At 68.6% G+C, this 15,339-nt stretch carries 15 protein-coding genes; 8 read left to right on the forward strand and 7 right to left on the reverse strand.

The window, feature by feature from the left end; translation table 11 throughout:
• Positions 1–33: 33 nt before the first annotated feature.
• Positions 34–762, forward strand: coding sequence for an MBL fold metallo-hydrolase (locus AT700_RS18135; RefSeq protein WP_003118669.1), 729 nt, complete (start codon positions 34–36; stop codon positions 760–762).
• Positions 763–821: 59 nt separating this feature from the next.
• Here AT700_RS18135 and AT700_RS30455 read toward each other — a convergent pair whose 3' ends face one another.
• Positions 822–956 (reverse strand): PA1414 family protein, encoded by a 135-nt coding sequence (locus AT700_RS30455; protein ID WP_003087006.1) that lies wholly within the window; start codon positions 954–956, stop codon positions 822–824.
• Between the two features lie 154 nt (positions 957–1,110).
• On the reverse strand, positions 1,111–1,983 hold the full coding sequence (gene ptrR, locus AT700_RS18140) for a putrescine utilization regulator PtrR (RefSeq protein WP_003082949.1): 873 nt from the start codon (positions 1,981–1,983) through the stop codon (positions 1,111–1,113).
• Positions 1,984–2,087: 104 nt separating this feature from the next.
• Here ptrR and AT700_RS18145 point away from each other — a divergent pair, with 104 nt between their 5' ends.
• Positions 2,088–3,281, forward strand: coding sequence for an MFS transporter (locus AT700_RS18145; RefSeq protein WP_003105421.1), 1,194 nt, complete (start codon positions 2,088–2,090; stop codon positions 3,279–3,281).
• Here AT700_RS18145 and AT700_RS18150 read toward each other — a convergent pair.
• The 3 genes from AT700_RS18150 to aphA all read right to left on the reverse strand — a co-directional run bounded on the left by AT700_RS18150 (position 3,241) and on the right by aphA (position 6,500).
• Entirely contained in the window at positions 3,241–4,152 is a 912-nt protein-coding gene (locus AT700_RS18150; RefSeq protein ID WP_003105419.1) for a DMT family transporter, read from the reverse strand. The two genes, AT700_RS18145 and AT700_RS18150, sit on opposite strands and share 41 nt — an antisense overlap.
• 205 nt (positions 4,153–4,357) lie before the next feature.
• Entirely contained in the window at positions 4,358–5,449 is a 1,092-nt protein-coding gene (locus AT700_RS18155) for an extracellular solute-binding protein (protein ID WP_003162348.1), read from the reverse strand.
• Positions 5,450–5,459: 10 nt separating this feature from the next.
• Positions 5,460–6,500: an acetylpolyamine amidohydrolase AphA gene (aphA, locus tag AT700_RS18160; RefSeq protein WP_048521173.1), complete on the reverse strand. Its 1,041-nt coding sequence runs from the start codon at positions 6,498–6,500 to the stop codon at positions 5,460–5,462.
• A 209-nt stretch (positions 6,501–6,709) separates the two neighbouring features.
• Here aphA and AT700_RS18165 point away from each other — a divergent pair, with 209 nt between their 5' ends.
• The 3 genes from AT700_RS18165 to AT700_RS18175 all read left to right on the forward strand — a co-directional run bounded on the left by AT700_RS18165 (position 6,710) and on the right by AT700_RS18175 (position 10,935).
• On the forward strand, positions 6,710–9,133 hold the full coding sequence (locus AT700_RS18165; protein WP_003105416.1) for a DUF3772 domain-containing protein: 2,424 nt from the start codon (positions 6,710–6,712) through the stop codon (positions 9,131–9,133).
• A 66-nt stretch (positions 9,134–9,199) separates the two neighbouring features.
• Positions 9,200–10,141, forward strand: a complete 942-nt coding sequence (locus AT700_RS18170) for a class I SAM-dependent methyltransferase (protein ID WP_003162346.1) — start codon at positions 9,200–9,202, stop codon at positions 10,139–10,141.
• A gap of 35 nt (positions 10,142–10,176) precedes the next feature.
• A complete protein-coding gene (locus AT700_RS18175; protein WP_003082932.1) occupies positions 10,177–10,935 on the forward strand; it encodes a nucleotidyltransferase domain-containing protein in 759 nt (252 codons plus the stop codon).
• Between the two features lie 19 nt (positions 10,936–10,954).
• Here AT700_RS18175 and AT700_RS18180 read toward each other — a convergent pair whose 3' ends face one another.
• Complete coding sequence (locus tag AT700_RS18180) at positions 10,955–12,547, reverse strand: UvrD-helicase domain-containing protein (protein ID WP_078801555.1); 1,593 nt, start codon at positions 12,545–12,547, stop codon at positions 10,955–10,957.
• A 533-nt stretch (positions 12,548–13,080) separates the two neighbouring features.
• Here AT700_RS18180 and AT700_RS18185 point away from each other — a divergent pair.
• Complete coding sequence (locus AT700_RS18185; protein ID WP_003082927.1) at positions 13,081–13,308, forward strand: hypothetical protein; 228 nt, start codon at positions 13,081–13,083, stop codon at positions 13,306–13,308.
• 130 nt (positions 13,309–13,438) lie between these two features.
• Here the strand turns inward: AT700_RS18185 and AT700_RS18190 are convergent, their stop codons facing one another.
• Complete coding sequence (locus AT700_RS18190; RefSeq protein WP_003112419.1) at positions 13,439–14,071, reverse strand: TetR family transcriptional regulator; 633 nt, start codon at positions 14,069–14,071, stop codon at positions 13,439–13,441.
• Between the two features lie 92 nt (positions 14,072–14,163).
• Between AT700_RS18190 and AT700_RS18195 the strand changes: the two genes are divergently transcribed.
• Positions 14,164–14,829: an O-methyltransferase gene (locus AT700_RS18195; protein WP_023084458.1), complete on the forward strand. Its 666-nt coding sequence runs from the start codon at positions 14,164–14,166 to the stop codon at positions 14,827–14,829.
• Between the two features lie 77 nt (positions 14,830–14,906).
• Positions 14,907–15,314, forward strand: a complete 408-nt coding sequence (locus AT700_RS18200; RefSeq protein WP_003118664.1) for an ester cyclase — start codon at positions 14,907–14,909, stop codon at positions 15,312–15,314.
• Positions 15,315–15,339 lie beyond the last annotated feature (25 nt).

Here is a 15,339-nt window from a genome sequence, read left to right on the forward strand (position 1 = left end):
TCTGGGATAGCCTTTCCACCGACAGAGACCGCGATGAGAATCGTCAGCCGCGACCGCTGGTTCGAAACCCGGCACTTCTACAACGGTATCAGCCTGATCCACGAGCCCTACGTGCGCCCCTTCTATCGCTGCAACATGTGGCATGTCCAGGGCCGCGAGCGCGACGTGCTGGTGGACAGCGGCTCCGGTCTGGTCAGCCTGCGCGAGCAACTGCCCTGGCTCACCGAACGACCGCTGCTGGCGGTGGCCAGCCACACCCACTTCGACCATATCGCCGGCCACCACGAATTCGCCGAGCGCCTGGCGCATCCGGCCGAGGCGGAGATCCTCGCCGCGCCGGACGGCGACAACACCCTGGCGCGCGCCTATGTTGGCGACGAGATGTTCGAGGCGCATCCGGAGTGCCCGCTGTGCTACGCCGAATACCGGGTGCGAGCAGCGCCGGCGACCCGACTGATCGACGAAGGCGACGTGCTCGATCTCGGCGACCGCGTGCTGCAGGTGCTGCACACGCCCGGGCACTCGCCGGGCGGCATCAGCCTGTGGGAAGCGGCTACACAGACGCTGTTTTCCGGCGACATCGTCTACGACGGTCCGCTGGTCGAGGACGCCTATCATTCCAACCTCGACGACTATGCCTCCAGCCTCGCGCGCCTGCGCGAGCTACCGGTGCGCACCGTGCATGGCGGGCATTTCGCGAGCTTTTCCGGGGAGCGTTTGCGGGAAATGATCGTCGCCTGGTTCAGGAACCACGATCGATAGACCAAAACCGGGACTCTGGCCAGCGCCGCAGGCGGAGGCCAGAGCGTCGGGGAACCGGCTCAGCGACGTTGCCGCGCGGCGAGGCGCCGGCGTTGCTCGTCGTTTTCCACCGGGATGGGTTGCATGCGCGGGGGCTCGATCAGGCCAAGGGCGACACCGAGTTGCCACGCCAGGTTTTGCAGCCAGAGTTTCATGACAGGCCCCTTGTCCAAGGGAAGGAGAATCGGGCGACCTGACAAGTCAGGTCGCCCTAGGAAAGAGTAGACCGGCGTCCCACTCTCCGCACGTTCCACTCCGTCCTTGGAAACAACTTTACTGCGGGAAACCGGCCCCGGACCCTGACCTGAATCAAGCCAACGCCGATTCTCGCCCTTGCAGGAGACCGATCCAGGCCTTCAGGTTGGCGCCGACCATGCCCTTGCGCCAGACCAGCCAGGTATTCGCCCGGGCGAACGGTTCGGCCAGCGCATGCACCGCCACCGACTCCCGCCCCGGCAGGCTTTGCAGCATCGACACCGGCATCAGCGCCACCCCGCCGCCGGCCACCACGCAGGCCAGCATGCTGTGGTAGGACTCGATCTCCATCACCCGGCCCATGCTCACCCGCGCGCTGGCGAACCAGGACTCCAGCAGCAGGCGATAGGAGCAGCGCGGGCGGAAGGCGATCACCGCGCTGCCGGCCACATCCTCGGGACCGCGCACCGGCGGGTGGCCATTCTCGGTGACCAGCACCATGCGCTCCTCGAACATCGGCAGGCCCTCCAGACCGTCGAAGTCCAGCGGGCCGTCCACCAGCACGGCATCCAGGCGCCCGCCCAGCAGCGACTCGACCAGCTCGCCGCTGGGCGCGGTCTGCAATTGCAGGTTCACCGCCGGATAGCGCCGGTGGTATTCCGCCAGGCGCGGCGGCAGGTGGATCGCCGCGGTGCTGTACATCGAGCCGAGGGCGAAGTCGCCCACCGGTTCGCCCCCCTGCACCGCCGCGCGCGCCTCCTCCTGCAGGGCGAACAGCCGCGCGGCGTAGTCCAGCAGGACCTTGCCGGCCGGCGACAGTTGCAGGCGCTGGCGTTCGCGGAGGAACAGGTCGACGCCAAGCTGTTCCTCCAGTTGCCGCAGGCGCGTCGACAGGTTCGACGGCACCCGGTGCAGGCGTTCGGCGGCGCGGGCGATGGAGCCTTCCTCGGCGACCGCCTGGAAAATCCTCAACTGGCCGAACTCCACGACTAATTCTCCAAAACAGAACAAGTAATTCACGATTATTCATTTTTACAGAATTGCCGCAAGACCTAACCTGCTGCCATTCATCCCCCGGCAGGAATCCGCACATGTCCCGTGATTTTCTTCGTTCGCCGCTGGTCGGCCTGCTCGCCTGCCTGCTGGCACTGGTGGTCGCCATGGGGGTCGGGCGCTTCTCCCTGACCCCGCAACTGCCGCACCTGATCCGCGAAGGCCAGCTCGACCTGACCGGCGCCGGCCTGCTGGCCGCCGCCAACTACCTCGGCTACCTGGTCGGCGCGCTGGACGCGCTGTTCGCCCGCGAAGCGCGGCAGGCGCGCTTACGCCTGCTGGTCGGGCTATGGGCCTGCTTCGGCCTGACCCTGGCCTCGGTCTGGGCCGAGGGCTTCTGGCCGCACGCGCTGCTGCGCTTCGGTCTTGGCGTGGCCAGCGCCTGGGTACTGATCATGGTCACCGCCCTCAGCCAGCGCCTCGCCGCGGAAAGCGGTCGGGCCCGACTGGGCGCGCTGGTGTTCGCCGGCCCCGGCATCGGGGTGATGGTCACCGGCCTGCTGGCGGCATTGGGCAACGCCCTGGGCCAGGACTCGGTGTTCATCTGGAAGCTCTTCGCCGACCTCGCGCTGGTCCTGATCCTCATGCTCCTGCCGCTGCTGCCGCGCCCGGCCGCACGCAGCGCCGGCCACGACGCGCCTGCCACGGCAAGCGAGAACGCCGGCCTCGGCCGCCTGACCTGGGCCTACGGACTGGTCGGCCTCGGCTACATCATCCCGGCCACCTTTCTCTCGCAGATGGCCGCGGCGCGTTTCCACGGGCAATGGCAGGCCGACCTGTTCTGGCCCTGCTTCGGCCTGGCCTCGGCCACCGGGGTAGTGCTGATCAGCCTGCGCCGGCAGCGCCCGGACGGCACCCGCCGCTGGCTGGTCGGCGCGCTCTGGCTACAGGCCCTCGGCGTGCTCGCCTGCCTGCTGCCGGGGATCGGCGGGCTGGCCCTGGGGGTAGTGCTGACCGGCCTGCCGTTCCTCGCCGGCATGCAACTGGTGATGCAATACGCCCGCGAACTGGCGCCGCATACGCCGCAGCGCAACGCCGGCCAACTGACCACCGGTTTCGCCCTCGGCCAGTTGCTCGGCCCGCTGCTGGCGGCGCTCAGCACGCATTTCGCCGGCGGCCTGCAACCGGCGCTGGCGCTCGCCGGGCTCGGCCTGGTCTTCGCCGGCCTGCTGTTGCGCCGGCCGCACTCGCTCAGCGTCGCAGCAGGCGTCGCAGCCACTGCTCGCCGCTGACCAGGGTGATGCCGGCGAGGACCAGCGCCGCGCCGGCGACGAAGTTCAGGCTGAGCGGCTCGCCCAGCAGCAATACGCCGAAGGTGACGCCGAACAGGGGGGTCATGAAGGAGAAGATCGCCAGGTTGTTCGCCAGGTAGCGACGCAGCAGCCAGAACCAGCAGAAGTAGCTGGCGAACGACACCACCACGCCCTGGAACAGCACGCTGGCGGTGCTCACCGGGGTCCAGCGGACCTCGCCGAGCTGGCCGCTGAAAAGAGCGATCAGCAATAACCCGGCGCATGCCACGAACAATTGGTAGAACAGCGTCAGGCTTGGCGGTGCCTCGGACAGCCGGGTGCCGCGCACTGCCACCGTGGTCGCGCCCCAGGACATCCCGGCGAGCAGGCCGAAGGCGTCACCGAGCAGCATCCGCCCATCCATTTCCGCCCACGACAGGCCTCCGCCGAAGGCCACCGCGATGCCGCTGAAGCACACCGCCACGCCCAGCCACTGCAAGGGCCGCAGGCGTTCGCTGGGAAGCAGGAAGTGCAGCCCGAGGGCAGAGAAGATCGGCGCGGTATAGAGGAACACCGACATGTGCGAAGCCGTGGTGTATTGCAGGCCGAGGGCGATGAACAGGAACTCCAGGGCGAACAGCGTGCCGGTCAGCAGGCCGGCGCCCAGGGTGCCCTGGCGCAAGCCCTCCCAGCCGCCGCGCCAGCACATCAGCAGGCCGACCAGGGCGGCGGCGATGCCGGAACGGATGGCCGCCTGCATCACCGGCGCGATGTCCGTCGCCGCCCACTTGATGGTCACCTGCTGGATGCCCCAGATCACGCAGAGCAACAGCATGGTCTGGAAGGCGAAGGCATCGGCGGACTTACGCATGGCGGACTCACAGGCAGGCATGGAAGGAAGCGGCCGCCAGCGGCGACCGTCGGGCAGCGCCATTATGGACAAGCCGGCGCGCCCGGTCGAAGCCTGGAAGCGACCTCCAGCGGGCCGTGGGCGGCGGTTCCGGCCTGCTTGCCTGGCCTGGCCTGGCCTGGGGGACGCTATCCGTCCTGCGAACCCGCCATCTGGCCGCGGCCGCTCACTTGCCGGTCTTGATCCTGCTCCAGGTCCGCGTGCGCAGCCGCTCCAGCTTCGGCGGCAGCATTTCCACCGAATACAGCCTGGCCTGCACTTCTTCCGGCGGGTAGACGTTCGGGTTGTCGCGCAACTCCGCCGAGATCAGGCCGTCCGCCGCCTTGTTCGGGTTGGCGTAGGCCACGTAGTCGGAGATCGGCGCCACTACCTCCGGGCGCAGCAGGTAGTCGAGGAAGGCGTGCGCCTGCTCGACATTCTTCGCGTCGCGCGGAATCGCCAGCACGTCGAACCAGGCCGCGGCGCCCTCCTTCGGGATGCGGTACTCGATGCGTATGCCGTTCTTCGCTTCCCTGGCCCGGTTGGCCGCCTGCATCGCTCCGCCGGACCAGGCGATGGCCACGCAGACGTTGCCGTTGGCCAGGTCGCTGACGAACTTCGAGGAACTGAAGTAGGTGATGTACGGGCGCAGCTTCGCCAGGTGCTCCTCGGCTCGGCGGTAGTCTTCCGGCTGGTGGCTGTTGGGCGACAGGCCGAGATAGTGCAGCACCTCGGGGATCACCTCGGTGGGCGAGTCGAGGAAGGCCACGCCGCACTGTTGCAGCTTCGCCAGGTTCTCCGGCTTGAACACCAGGTCCCAGGAGTCCAGCGGCGCATCGTCGCCGAGCACCGCGCGGACCTTGTCGAGGTTGTAGGCGATGCCGTTGGTGCCCCACATGTAGGGCATCACGTAGCGGTTGCCGGGGTCCTTGCCGGCGAGCACCTTGAGCAGGGCCGGGTTGAGGTTCTTCCAGTTCGGCAGCTTGCTCTTGTCCAGCGGCTGGAACACCTCGGCCTTCAGGTAGTTGGGCAGGAAGCTGTCGCTGGGCACCACCAGGTCGTAGCCGGAATGCCCGGACAGCAGCTTGGCCTCGAGCACCTCGTTGCTGTCGTAGACGTCGTACTTCGGCGCGATGCCGGTCTGCGCCTGGAAGTTCTTCAGGGTGTCCGGGGCGATGTAGTCGAACCAGTTGTAGATCCGTACTTCCGGCGCGGCCTGGACCAGCCCGGCGGAAACGGCCAGCGCGAGGCCGGCCAGCAGCTTGCGAGTCGATTGCATGCTTCGCTCCTCAGCGGGCCGCGCCTTCGTAGCCCTGCAGCACGTTGACCGCGTTGATGCCGATGGCTTCCACCGCATAGCCGCCTTCCATGATGAACAGGGTCGGCAGGCCCAGCCGGGCGATGCGCTCGCCCATCCGCAGGTAGTCCGGCGAATCCAGCCTGAACTGGGAGATCGGGTCTTCCTTGTAGGTGTCCACGCCAAGGGAAATCACCAGGGCATCCGGGGCGTAGCCGGCGATCTGCACGCAGGCGTCGTCGAGCGCCGCCGACCAGAGGTCCCAGCCGCTGCCGTGGGCCAGCGGATAGTTGTGGTTGCAGCCCTCGCCGGCGCCTTCGCCGCGCTCGTCGGCGTAGCCGAGGAAGTACGGGTATTCGACCCGCGGATCGCCATGGATCGAGGCGAACAGCACGTCGTCGCGGCGGTAGAAAATGTCCTGGGTGCCGTTGCCATGGTGGTAGTCGACATCGAGGATCGCCACGCGCCGGGCGCCCTGGTCGAGGAACGCCTGGGTGGCGATGGCGGCATTGTTGAGGAAGCAGTAGCCGCCCATGAAGTCGCCACCGGCGTGATGGCCCGGCGGACGGCAGAGAGCGAAGGCGCTGCGGGCGCCCTGGCGCATATGCTCCTGGGCGGTCAGCGCGACCTGGGCGGAGCTGTAGATGGCCTGCCAGGTGCCGGCGGTGATCGGCGCCTCGGTGTCGAAGCTGTAGTAGCCCAGCTCGCCCATCAGCGCCGTGGGGATCGGCCCGTCGCGGCGCAGGCGGCGGCCGGGGAAGGTGGTGGACACCAGGTCGCCGCTGTGGCCTTCGGCGGTCCAGCGGGCCCAGGCGCTCTGGAGGAAGTCCAGGTAGGCGGCGTCGTGGATGCGCAGCAGTGGCTCGCGGCCGAAATCCTTCGGCGCGATCACCTCGCCAAGGTTCTGCGACTTCACCCGGGCCAGCACGGTGTCGGCCCGGCTGGGCATTTCGAAACAGGGTTGCAGCTTGCCGTCGACCAGTTCCGACTGGCCGAAGTGCAGACGATGATCGTCGCTGTAGACGCTCAGCATGGAGAGACCTCGCAGGTTTCTTGTTCTTGGTGGAGGGATTCTGCCCAGCGCGCGGTCGCGACAAAACGGCGGCGGCGGCCAAAAAGGGATCGATATGGCCAGAATTCATGTCCCTTTAGCGCCGCCTGGCGATTATCGACGCGGGGAATTACTCGGCGCCCGCGCCGGTCCATACTGCTTGAGCCAGTCAGGATCGAAAGGGGGATTCGATGAGGCGCGCCAGCCTGCATATGTTGCTCTGCCAGTTCGCCATGGCCCTGGGCCTGCTCCTGAGCCTGGGCAGCGAGGCCTGGGCCGCCAGGCCGGCTCCGCAGGCGGCCGTCGACCTGGAAGCGCCGCCCGCCCTGGCCGAGGACGCCAGCCTCGACCAGCTCAACGCGCAACTCGACCTGATCCGCCAGCGCGTTACCGCCGACGCCAGCGACGACCTCCTCGCCGAGTTGCGCCAGAGCGCGCTGCAAGTCCAGCGCCAGGCCGACGCCCTGCTCGCGCTACGGGTGGCCGACATCGAGCGGCTCGACGATCAGTTGAAAGTGATCGGCCCGCCGCAGCCCGACGAGGCGGAAAGCCTCGCCGCCCAGCGCCAGGCCCTGACCCGGCAGAAGAACGCCCTGCTCGATGACGAACGCCAGGCCACCCAGCTCGGCCAGTCGTCCCGCGACCTGGCGGCACAGATCGTCAACCTGCGCCGCAGCCTGTTCAACTCGCAGATCAGCAGCCGCGCGGCGACACCGTTCAGCCCGAGCTTCTGGTCGACCCTGATCCGTCCCACCGACGACGACCTGCGCCGGCTGGACAAGCTGAAGGCGGAGGCCCTGGTCGCCTTCGACAGCGCCATCGCGCCCGGACACCGCTGGGCCTTCGCCGGAACCCTGCTGGCCACCGTGCTGGTCTGGAGCTTCGGCCGCCGCCTGCTGGAGCGCATGCTTACCTGGGCGATGATCCGCTGGCTGCCGGAAGGCCGCCTGCGGCGCAGCGCCCTGGCCCTGGCGGTCGGGCTGGCGACCATCCTGACCATCGTCGGCGCGGTGTCGCTGATGCGCTGGGGCCTGGAAAGCAACGCCAGCCTGAGCCCCGACATGGCCAGCCTGACCGATCAACTGGTGAGCCTGGCGACCTTCTGCGCCTTCATCGCCGGCCTCGGCCGCGCCCTGCTGATGCTGCCGCGACCATCCTGGCGGCTGCCGGCGATCCCGGACAGGATCGCCAGCGCCCTCGGCCCGTTCCCGGCGATCCTCGCGGTGGCGCTGATGCTGGTGGCCACCGAGGAACGGATCAACAGCGTCACCGGCACCAGCCTGGCCCTGACCGTCGCCCTCAACGGCCTGACCGCGCTGGTCACCGCGCTGATCTTCGCCGCCGCCCTGCTGCGCTACCACCATGTGCGGCGCAAGCACGACCTGGAGCGGCCAGGCGGGATCGCCGGGCTGATCCCCTTCGTCGCCTCGGTATGGATCGCGGCGATCCTCCTCGCCCTGTTCACCGGCTACCTGTCGCTGGCCTACTTCCTCACCGGCAAGCTGCTGTGGATCAGCGTAATCGCGGCCACCACCTACCTGCTGATCGCTTTCTTCGGCGACATCTGCGAAACCCTGCTCTCGCCCAAGCATCCCAGCGGCCTGGCGCTGGCCAATGCGCTCGGCCTGTCGCCGCGCCACCAGGCCCAGGCCAGCACGGTGCTGGCCGGGGTCGGCCGCACCCTGCTGCTGCTCACCGCGCTGCTGCTGGCCTTCCTTCCGGTCGGCTCGAGCCCCAGCGAACTGCTGCAGGGCTTCGCCCAACTGGGCGAAAGCAGCAAGACCCTGGGCAACCTGAACATCGTCCCGCAGGACATCCTGGTCGCCCTGCTGCTGTTCGTCGGCGGCCTGTTCGCCCTGCGCATCGTCAAGCGCTGGCTGAGCGAGCGGTTGCTGCCGGAAACCAACATGGACGCCGGCATGCGCGCCTCGCTGGTGACCCTGGTCGGCTACCTCGGCTTCGTGCTCCTGGCGATGCTGGTGATGTCCACCCTGCGCATCAACCTGACCAGCCTGACCTGGGTGGTCAGCGCCCTCTCGGTAGGCATCGGCTTCGGCCTGCAGGCCATCGTGCAGAACTTCATTTCCGGCCTGATCCTGCTGACCGAGCGGCCGGTGAAGGTCGGCGACTGGGTCAGCCTGGGCGGGGTCGAGGGCGATATCCGGCGGATCAACGTGCGCGCCACCGAGATCCAGATGGGCGACCGCTCCACGGTGATCGTGCCGAACTCGCAGTTCATCTCCCAGACCGTGCGCAACGTGACCATGGGCAATGCCCTCGGGGTGGTCGGGGTGAACCTGACCCTGCCGCTGGACACCGACGCGATGAAGGTCCGCGAACTGCTCCTGCAGGCCTTCGCCGAACACCCGGCGATCCTCGACGCACCGGCGCCCTCGGTGACGTTCAAGGATCTCGCCAGCAACGGCCTGGTGCTCAACGCCAGCGGCTTCGTCAACAGCCCGCGTTCGGTGGCCGGCGCGCGCAGCGACCTGCTCTTCACCATCCTCGACCGCTTGCGCAGCGAAGGCATCGCGCTGTCCTCGCCGCAGAGCCTGCTGATGATCCAGGATGGCGGCCCGGCCAGCGCCGCGCCTGCGCCCGCGACGCCCGATTGAAGCGAAGGGGCGGACTGGCCGTCACGCAACGGGTAGAATCCGCCCCTTTTTCAACGCCGAACCGCCATGAATCGCGAAGCCCTCGATACCCTCCTCCAGCACCTGCTCGCCGCGCTGTCCCCGGCGCCGGCGGAGACCCGCCGTCTGTTCCATGGTCGCGGCCGCTGCTGGCCGGGCCTGGAACAATTGACCGCGGACTGGCTGCAGGGCGTCCTGCTGGTGACTCTGTTCAAGGAGCCGCAGCCGGAGGAACTGCAGGCCTTGCGCCGGACCCTGGGGCAACTGACCACGGCGCCGGCCTGGGCTGCGAGCCAGGGCCGGCACCTGGTCCTGCAGCACCGCTACCGCCCAGACAGCGCCTGCGAATGGCTTTCGGGCGAGCCGCTGGAAACCTGGGACATCGTGGAAAACGGACTGCGCTTCCGCCTCGACCTGGGGCGCAACCAGAACACCGGGCTGTTCCTCGACATGCGCCTGGGCCGCCGCTGGGTGCAGGAGCAGGCCGCCGGCCGCCGCGTGCTCAACCTGTTCGCCTACACCTGCGGCTTCTCGGTGGCGGCCATTGCCGGCGGCGCCAGCCAGGTGGTCAACCTGGACATGGCCCGCGGCCCGCTCAACCGCGGCCGCGACAATCACCGCCTGAACGGCCACGACCTCGGCCGGGTGAGCTTCCTCGGCCACGAACTGTTCAAGTCCTGGGGCAAGCTGCGCAAGCTCGGCCCGTACGACCTGGTGATCGTCGATCCGCCGAGCTTCCAGAAAGGCAGCTTCGTCCTGACCCAGGACTACCGCAGGATCCTCCGCCGCCTGCCGGAACTGCTGGTGCCCGGCGGCACCCTGCTGGCCTGTATCAATGACCCGGCCATCGGCCCCGACTTCCTCCTCGAGGAAACGGCCCGCGAGGCGCCGTCGCTGCACTTCGTCGAACGCCTGGAGAATCCGCCGGAGTTCCCCGATGTCGACCCCGCGGCGGGCCTCAAGGCGCTGCTGTTCCGCAACGCAGACTGATCGACGCGCGGGCGGCGTGTCGCTAGGCTGTCGGCATGGACATGCCCGATGGCTTCATCCCCCTGCCGCCACGCGTCGAACCGCAGGCGGCCTTTCGCCCCCTGCTCGACGACCTGCGCCGAACCCTGGCCCGGCCTCCGTTCGAGCGGGCCGTGCACAGCATCTACCTGTACGGCAGCGTCGCCCGCGGCGAGGCCATCACGGGGCGCTCCGACCTCGACCTGACCCTGGTCCTGCGCGACCCGCCCAGCCCCGAACTGGCCGCGCAACTGGAAACCGCGCGCCTGGCATTGCAGGCGCGCCACCCGGAAGTCAGCAAGATCGATTTCGATATCGGCCACCTGGACCAGGCCCGCGATCCGGCCAACCGCGATAGCTGGGGCTATTGGCTCAAGCACCGCTGCCGCTGCCTGTGGGGCGAAGACCTGGCCAGCGCCCTGCCGCCCTTGCGTCCGGCGAAAGCCATCGCCCTGGCCCTCAACGGCGACTATGCGCAGGTGCTGGAAGACTATGCGCGACGCCTGGAAAGCGCGTCCTCGGAGGAGGAGCGCCGCCGCCTGCAACGAGAAGCGGCGAAGAAGCTGATCCGCTCCAGCGACATCCTTCGCGGGGAGACGGAGAGCGTCTGGCCGGAGACCCTGGAGCATTACCTGGCGCTGTTTCGCGCGCGGCACCCCGGACAGGCGCCGGCCCTGGAATATTTCAAGGCCGTGCTGGACGACCAGGTCACCGACCCGGCGGTGTTCATCGAGCGCCTGCGCGCATTCAGCGCCTGGATGCAGCGCCAGGCGTAGCCCGCCGAGACGGTCGTCCTCAGCGTCGGGCCAACAGGGCCGTGGCGCCCTGGGCCTTGCGCGTGTACCAGAGCACCCGGCTGACGCCACGGGTGATCGCCACGTAGGCCAGGCGCAGGCTTTCGTCCTCCATGGCCTGGTCGTAGCTGTTGCGGAAGAAACCCGATGCCGCGTACAGCGCGTTGCGCAACGGATGCTTCTCGCCCGGCAGGCAGTCGTCGACGACGATCGCCACTTCGGCCTGGAGGCCCTTGGCGCGATGGATGGTCATGCCCTTCACCGGCAGCGCGCGATCCAACTCCGCCTGGATCGCCTGCAACGGCTCGTTGCGCCGGCTCAGCAACAGCACCGCGGTGCGCTCGCTGCGCTCGCGAGCGGCGGCGTGCTCGCACTGGGCGCGGATTTCCGCCAGTAGCTTCGGCAGTTGCGCACGCAGGTCGAAACGCTGCACCAGCTTCACGCCATGGTCGCCCGGCTGGATCGGGCGGAACGCGCGGCAGGTCTTGTCCTGCTTGAAACGCACCCCGGCCAGCACCTTCTCGCCGTCGCGAATGATCGGTTCGACGGAGCGGTAGTTGGTTTCCAGCACCAGCAGCGCGCTCTTGCGTCCCCGCCCACGCGAGGGGAAGTGCCGGTCGAAGTCGATGAACAGCTCCGGCGAACTGCCGCGCCAGCCGTAGATCGACTGCCAGTCGTCGCCGATGGCCATCAGGCTCGGCGCGGTGCCCTGGTTCGCCAGGCGGCGGTGCAACGCCTGTAGCCAGAGGACGATCTGCGGCGAGACATCCTGGAACTCGTCGATCAGCAGATGGGTGAACGGCGCCAGCGCCGTTTCCGCCAGGGCCCCGCCGGCCATCCGCTCGCCGAGCTGCTGGAACGCGGCGTCGAAGGTCATCAGGCCCTCCTCGCGCAACAGCGCCTGGAACCTCGCCCAGAACAGTGCCATGGCTTCGACGAAGATCTTCTCGCGCAGCCCGCATTCCAGCTTGCCACTGTCCAGGCGTTCGACGCGCAGGCCCAGGCTCTCGGCGAACCCGGCCTGGGCATGGAAGGCTTCGTACAGCGGCAGCGCCTGGAACTCGCCGGCCAGCTTGAACGGCTCCAGCGGCGCCTTCGGCTGCCGCCGCGCGCCCTCTTCCGGCTCCGCCGGCGGCGGCAGTTCCAGCAGCTTGTGGGTCTTGGCGCGGAACGCCGGGCTTTCCGCGTAGCACTGCTGGTAGGCCTGCTTCAGCAGGCGCTGCTGGGCCGGACGCAGGCGTCCGGCGGCAAGGGGGTTGTCCGGCTCGGCGGCGGGGTCGCGGTCGTCCAGTTGTTCGAACCAGCGCGGATTGCCGAGCACCTCGCGGGCCAGGCTGCCGAGCGCCGAATGGAAAGTGCGCACGCACTGCCGCGCCTGGGCCGCGTCGAACGGGTACTGCCAGTGCGCGAGCAACCGCAGCAATTGTTCACGCAACTGCGCACAGGAAGCGTTGGTGAAGGAAATCACTGTCAGCCGCTGCGGCTCGACGCCCAGGTGGCAGAGCATGAACACCACCCGCAGGACCAGGGTGGTCGACTTGCCCGAGCCGGCACCGGCGAAGATCCGCGCCAGCGGCTGGCGGCAGAGGATCATCGCCCACTGTTCCTCGGACGGCGGGCTGACCACACCGAGCGTCACGGCCTGCGCCACCTGCTCGCGCATGGCGCGCTCCTGGGATTCGTCGACCTTCAGTGCGGCAGCCGGATAGATTCCCTGCGGCGCGCCCTGCGAGGCGGCAGCGGGCTTGCGCGGGGTCCCCCGAACGGCGCCCTTCGCAGGCTTGCCGGCGGCCTTGGCCGGAGCCTTCGCGGCGTTCTTCCTGGAGCGGGCCTTGGCCGGCTGCAACAAGGCTTCGCGAGCCTCGCGCTCGGCCTGCAGGTAGGCGGTGGTACGCGGGAAACAACGCGCCAGGGCGCTGGAGAGCATCGACTTGTAGCGCCGTACGGCAGACAGCATCGGGGACCGGTCCAGACAAAGCATGTGGCTGAATCATAAGTGTTTTCCGCCCTCGGCCGACAGTCGGACGCGGACCGCCCATCGCGCCAGGGCAACCCTTGCGCGACCGCGCCGGTCTACCCTTCGGGCCCTGCCGGCCTGCCAACTCAGCGAAAACAAGGAGCCTACCCATGAGCGATTGGGCAATCACCTACAGCAAGGACGAAGCCACCGAGCGCCAAGTCCTGCCGTTCCCCCACAAGCCGAGCCCCGAAGAGGTCGCCGAGCACCTGCTGGAATGGGCCGAGGCCAACCTCAAGCCGGGCCACTACAGCACCGGCAAGCTGGAAAGCGACGAGCCGGCGGAACTGCTGCTGCGCCGCTTCGGCATCGTCGTCACCGGCATCGCCGAAGCCTGATCCCTCCCGCGACCGGCAGACGCCGGTCGCTTCCGCCGATAAACGCCTGCTCCGCCAAGCCTACGAACGCGCCAGCCGCGTACCTGGGCCGCTGGGCCAAGCGACGGTTTTGCTCCGGCCACACAGCATCTCAGCGCTCGCCAAGGGCGGCGAGATAGGCGCAGAGCATATCGGCCAGGGCCTCAGCGTAACGCTCGATCTCCGCCTCGCTGCGCGGCTGTTCGGAGAACTGCTTGCCGACCGCGCCGAGGGTGGTGGTGAGCAAGTCGCCGGCCAGGCTGCGCTCGGCCTCGGCGACCTCCGGCAAGGCCTCCCGGAGAAACGCCTGGAACACCCGCGCGCCCTCCGCCTTCACCTCCCGCGCCTCGTCGGCGTCGCGATACAGCGGCGCCGCGTCGCTCAGCGCCACGCGTATCGCCGCCTCTTCGCACTCCGAGCGCACGAATGCCAGCACCAGCCGGCGCAAGCGCTCCAGCGGCGGCCGGGTGGTGTCCTCGAGGATCTCGCCGAGCAGACGCGTGGTGCGCCGCCACTCGTCGCTTTGCAGGCGGAAGAGGATCGCCGCCTTGTTCGGGAAATACTGGTACAGCGAACCGATGCTCACCCCGGCGCGCTCCGCCACCCGCGCGGTGGTGAAACGTTGCGCGCCTTCGCTGGCCAGAACCTGAACAGCCGCCTCCAGGATGCTCGCCACCAACTCGCTGGAACGGGCCTGCTGCGGCTGCTTGCGCGAGGAAATACGCGGGTTTCGCTTGTCGCTCATGGAAGGCTCCGGAATGCGAATGGCGGAATGCGATGAATCCGTCGCATTCTAGGTCCACGCACTTACGCGCTCAAACATTCCCGGAGCCATCCATGAATACCCTCACCAACGCCCCGCTCGCCGATCTCCTGCAACGCCTGTTCGCCGAAGCCGAAGCCAGCGCACCGGGCGACAGTCCCGCCCTCGCCGACCTCTCGGAGGCCGAACTGAAGCGCCTCATGGGCAGCAAGACCGAATACCGCGAGTTCTACGGCCGCCTGAAGGACCTGGCGCTGCCCGTCTCCCGCGAAACCGGCTGCCTGCTCTACATGCTGGCGCGCAGCAGCTCGGCGCGCAGCATCGTCGAGTTCGGCACGTCCTTCGGCCTGTCCACTCTGCACCTCGCCGCAGCGCTGCGGGACAACGGCGGTGGCCGCCTGATCGGCAGCGAGTTCGAACCCTCCAAGGCCGAGCGGGCACGGCGCAACCTGGCCGCCGGGGGGCTGCTCGACCTGGTGGAACTGCGCGAGGGTGATGCCCTGCAAACCCTCGCCAAGGACCTGCCGGACAGCATCGACCTGGTCCTGCTGGACGGCGCCAAGGCGCTCTATCCGGAGGTCCTCGCCCTGCTGGAAAGCCGCCTGCGCCCCGGCGCGCTGGTGATCGCCGACAACGCCGAGCATAGTCCCGAGTACCTGGCCCATGTCCGCTCGCCGGCCAACGGCTACCTGACGACGCCCTTCGCCGAGGATGTCGAGCTGTCCATGCGCCTGGGCTGAAGCCTAGCGACTGACGGCGTCTCGCGGGTTTGCTAGGGTCTGGCTCATGCCGCCCGGACAGCTCGAAGGAGACCCGTATGACCCGTGACCGACTCGCCGAGCGCTACCGCGCCTACATCGACTGCCTGAACCGCCAGGACTGGGCGCGCCTGGGCGACTTCGTCCATGACCGGGTGCGCTACAACGACGTGCAGATCGGACTCGACGGCTACCTGCGGATGCTCGAAGGCGACTTCCTGGCAATCCCCGACCTGCGCTTCGAGATCGAACGCCTGCTCGTCGATCCGCCGGGCGTCGCCTGCCGCCTGCACTTCGACTGCACACCCAGCGGCCGGCTGTTCGGCATCCCGGTCAACGGCCAGCGGGTACGCTTCGCCGAGAACGTCTTCTACGAATTCGAAGACGAGCGCATCGCCGGCGTCTGGTCGGTGATCGACAAGGCGGCGGTCGCCGCGCAGGTTCAGGCGACGCCGCCGTCGTCCTGAGGCGCCAGGGCACTGCGGGCCGACC

It is taken from the genome of Pseudomonas aeruginosa, from assembly GCF_001457615.1.
GTDB classification, from domain to species: Bacteria; Pseudomonadota; Gammaproteobacteria; order Pseudomonadales; family Pseudomonadaceae; genus Pseudomonas; species Pseudomonas aeruginosa.

What these genes read in the sequence shown, in the direction of transcription:
- AT700_RS18135 (WP_003118669.1), top strand. Translation starts at nt 34, where the DNA reads ATGAGAATCGTCAGCCGCGACCGCTGGTTCGAAACCCGGCACTTCTAC.
- AT700_RS30455 (WP_003087006.1), bottom strand. Translation starts at nt 956, where the DNA reads ATGAAACTCTGGCTGCAAAACCTGGCGTGGCAACTCGGTGTCGCCCTT.
- AT700_RS18145 (WP_003105421.1), top strand. Translation starts at nt 2,088, where the DNA reads ATGTCCCGTGATTTTCTTCGTTCGCCGCTGGTCGGCCTGCTCGCCTGC.
- AT700_RS18150 (WP_003105419.1), bottom strand. Translation starts at nt 4,152, where the DNA reads ATGCGTAAGTCCGCCGATGCCTTCGCCTTCCAGACCATGCTGTTGCTC.
- AT700_RS18155 (WP_003162348.1), bottom strand. Translation starts at nt 5,449, where the DNA reads ATGCAATCGACTCGCAAGCTGCTGGCCGGCCTCGCGCTGGCCGTTTCC.
- aphA (WP_048521173.1), bottom strand. Translation starts at nt 6,500, where the DNA reads ATGCTGAGCGTCTACAGCGACGATCATCGTCTGCACTTCGGCCAGTCG.
- AT700_RS18165 (WP_003105416.1), top strand. Translation starts at nt 6,710, where the DNA reads ATGAGGCGCGCCAGCCTGCATATGTTGCTCTGCCAGTTCGCCATGGCC.
- AT700_RS18170 (WP_003162346.1), top strand. Translation starts at nt 9,200, where the DNA reads ATGAATCGCGAAGCCCTCGATACCCTCCTCCAGCACCTGCTCGCCGCG.
- AT700_RS18175 (WP_003082932.1), top strand. Translation starts at nt 10,177, where the DNA reads ATGGACATGCCCGATGGCTTCATCCCCCTGCCGCCACGCGTCGAACCG.
- AT700_RS18180 (WP_078801555.1), bottom strand. Translation starts at nt 12,547, where the DNA reads ATGATCCTCTGCCGCCAGCCGCTGGCGCGGATCTTCGCCGGTGCCGGC.
- AT700_RS18185 (WP_003082927.1), top strand. Translation starts at nt 13,081, where the DNA reads ATGAGCGATTGGGCAATCACCTACAGCAAGGACGAAGCCACCGAGCGC.
- AT700_RS18190 (WP_003112419.1), bottom strand. Translation starts at nt 14,071, where the DNA reads ATGAGCGACAAGCGAAACCCGCGTATTTCCTCGCGCAAGCAGCCGCAG.
- AT700_RS18195 (WP_023084458.1), top strand. Translation starts at nt 14,164, where the DNA reads ATGAATACCCTCACCAACGCCCCGCTCGCCGATCTCCTGCAACGCCTG.
- AT700_RS18200 (WP_003118664.1), top strand. Translation starts at nt 14,907, where the DNA reads ATGACCCGTGACCGACTCGCCGAGCGCTACCGCGCCTACATCGACTGC.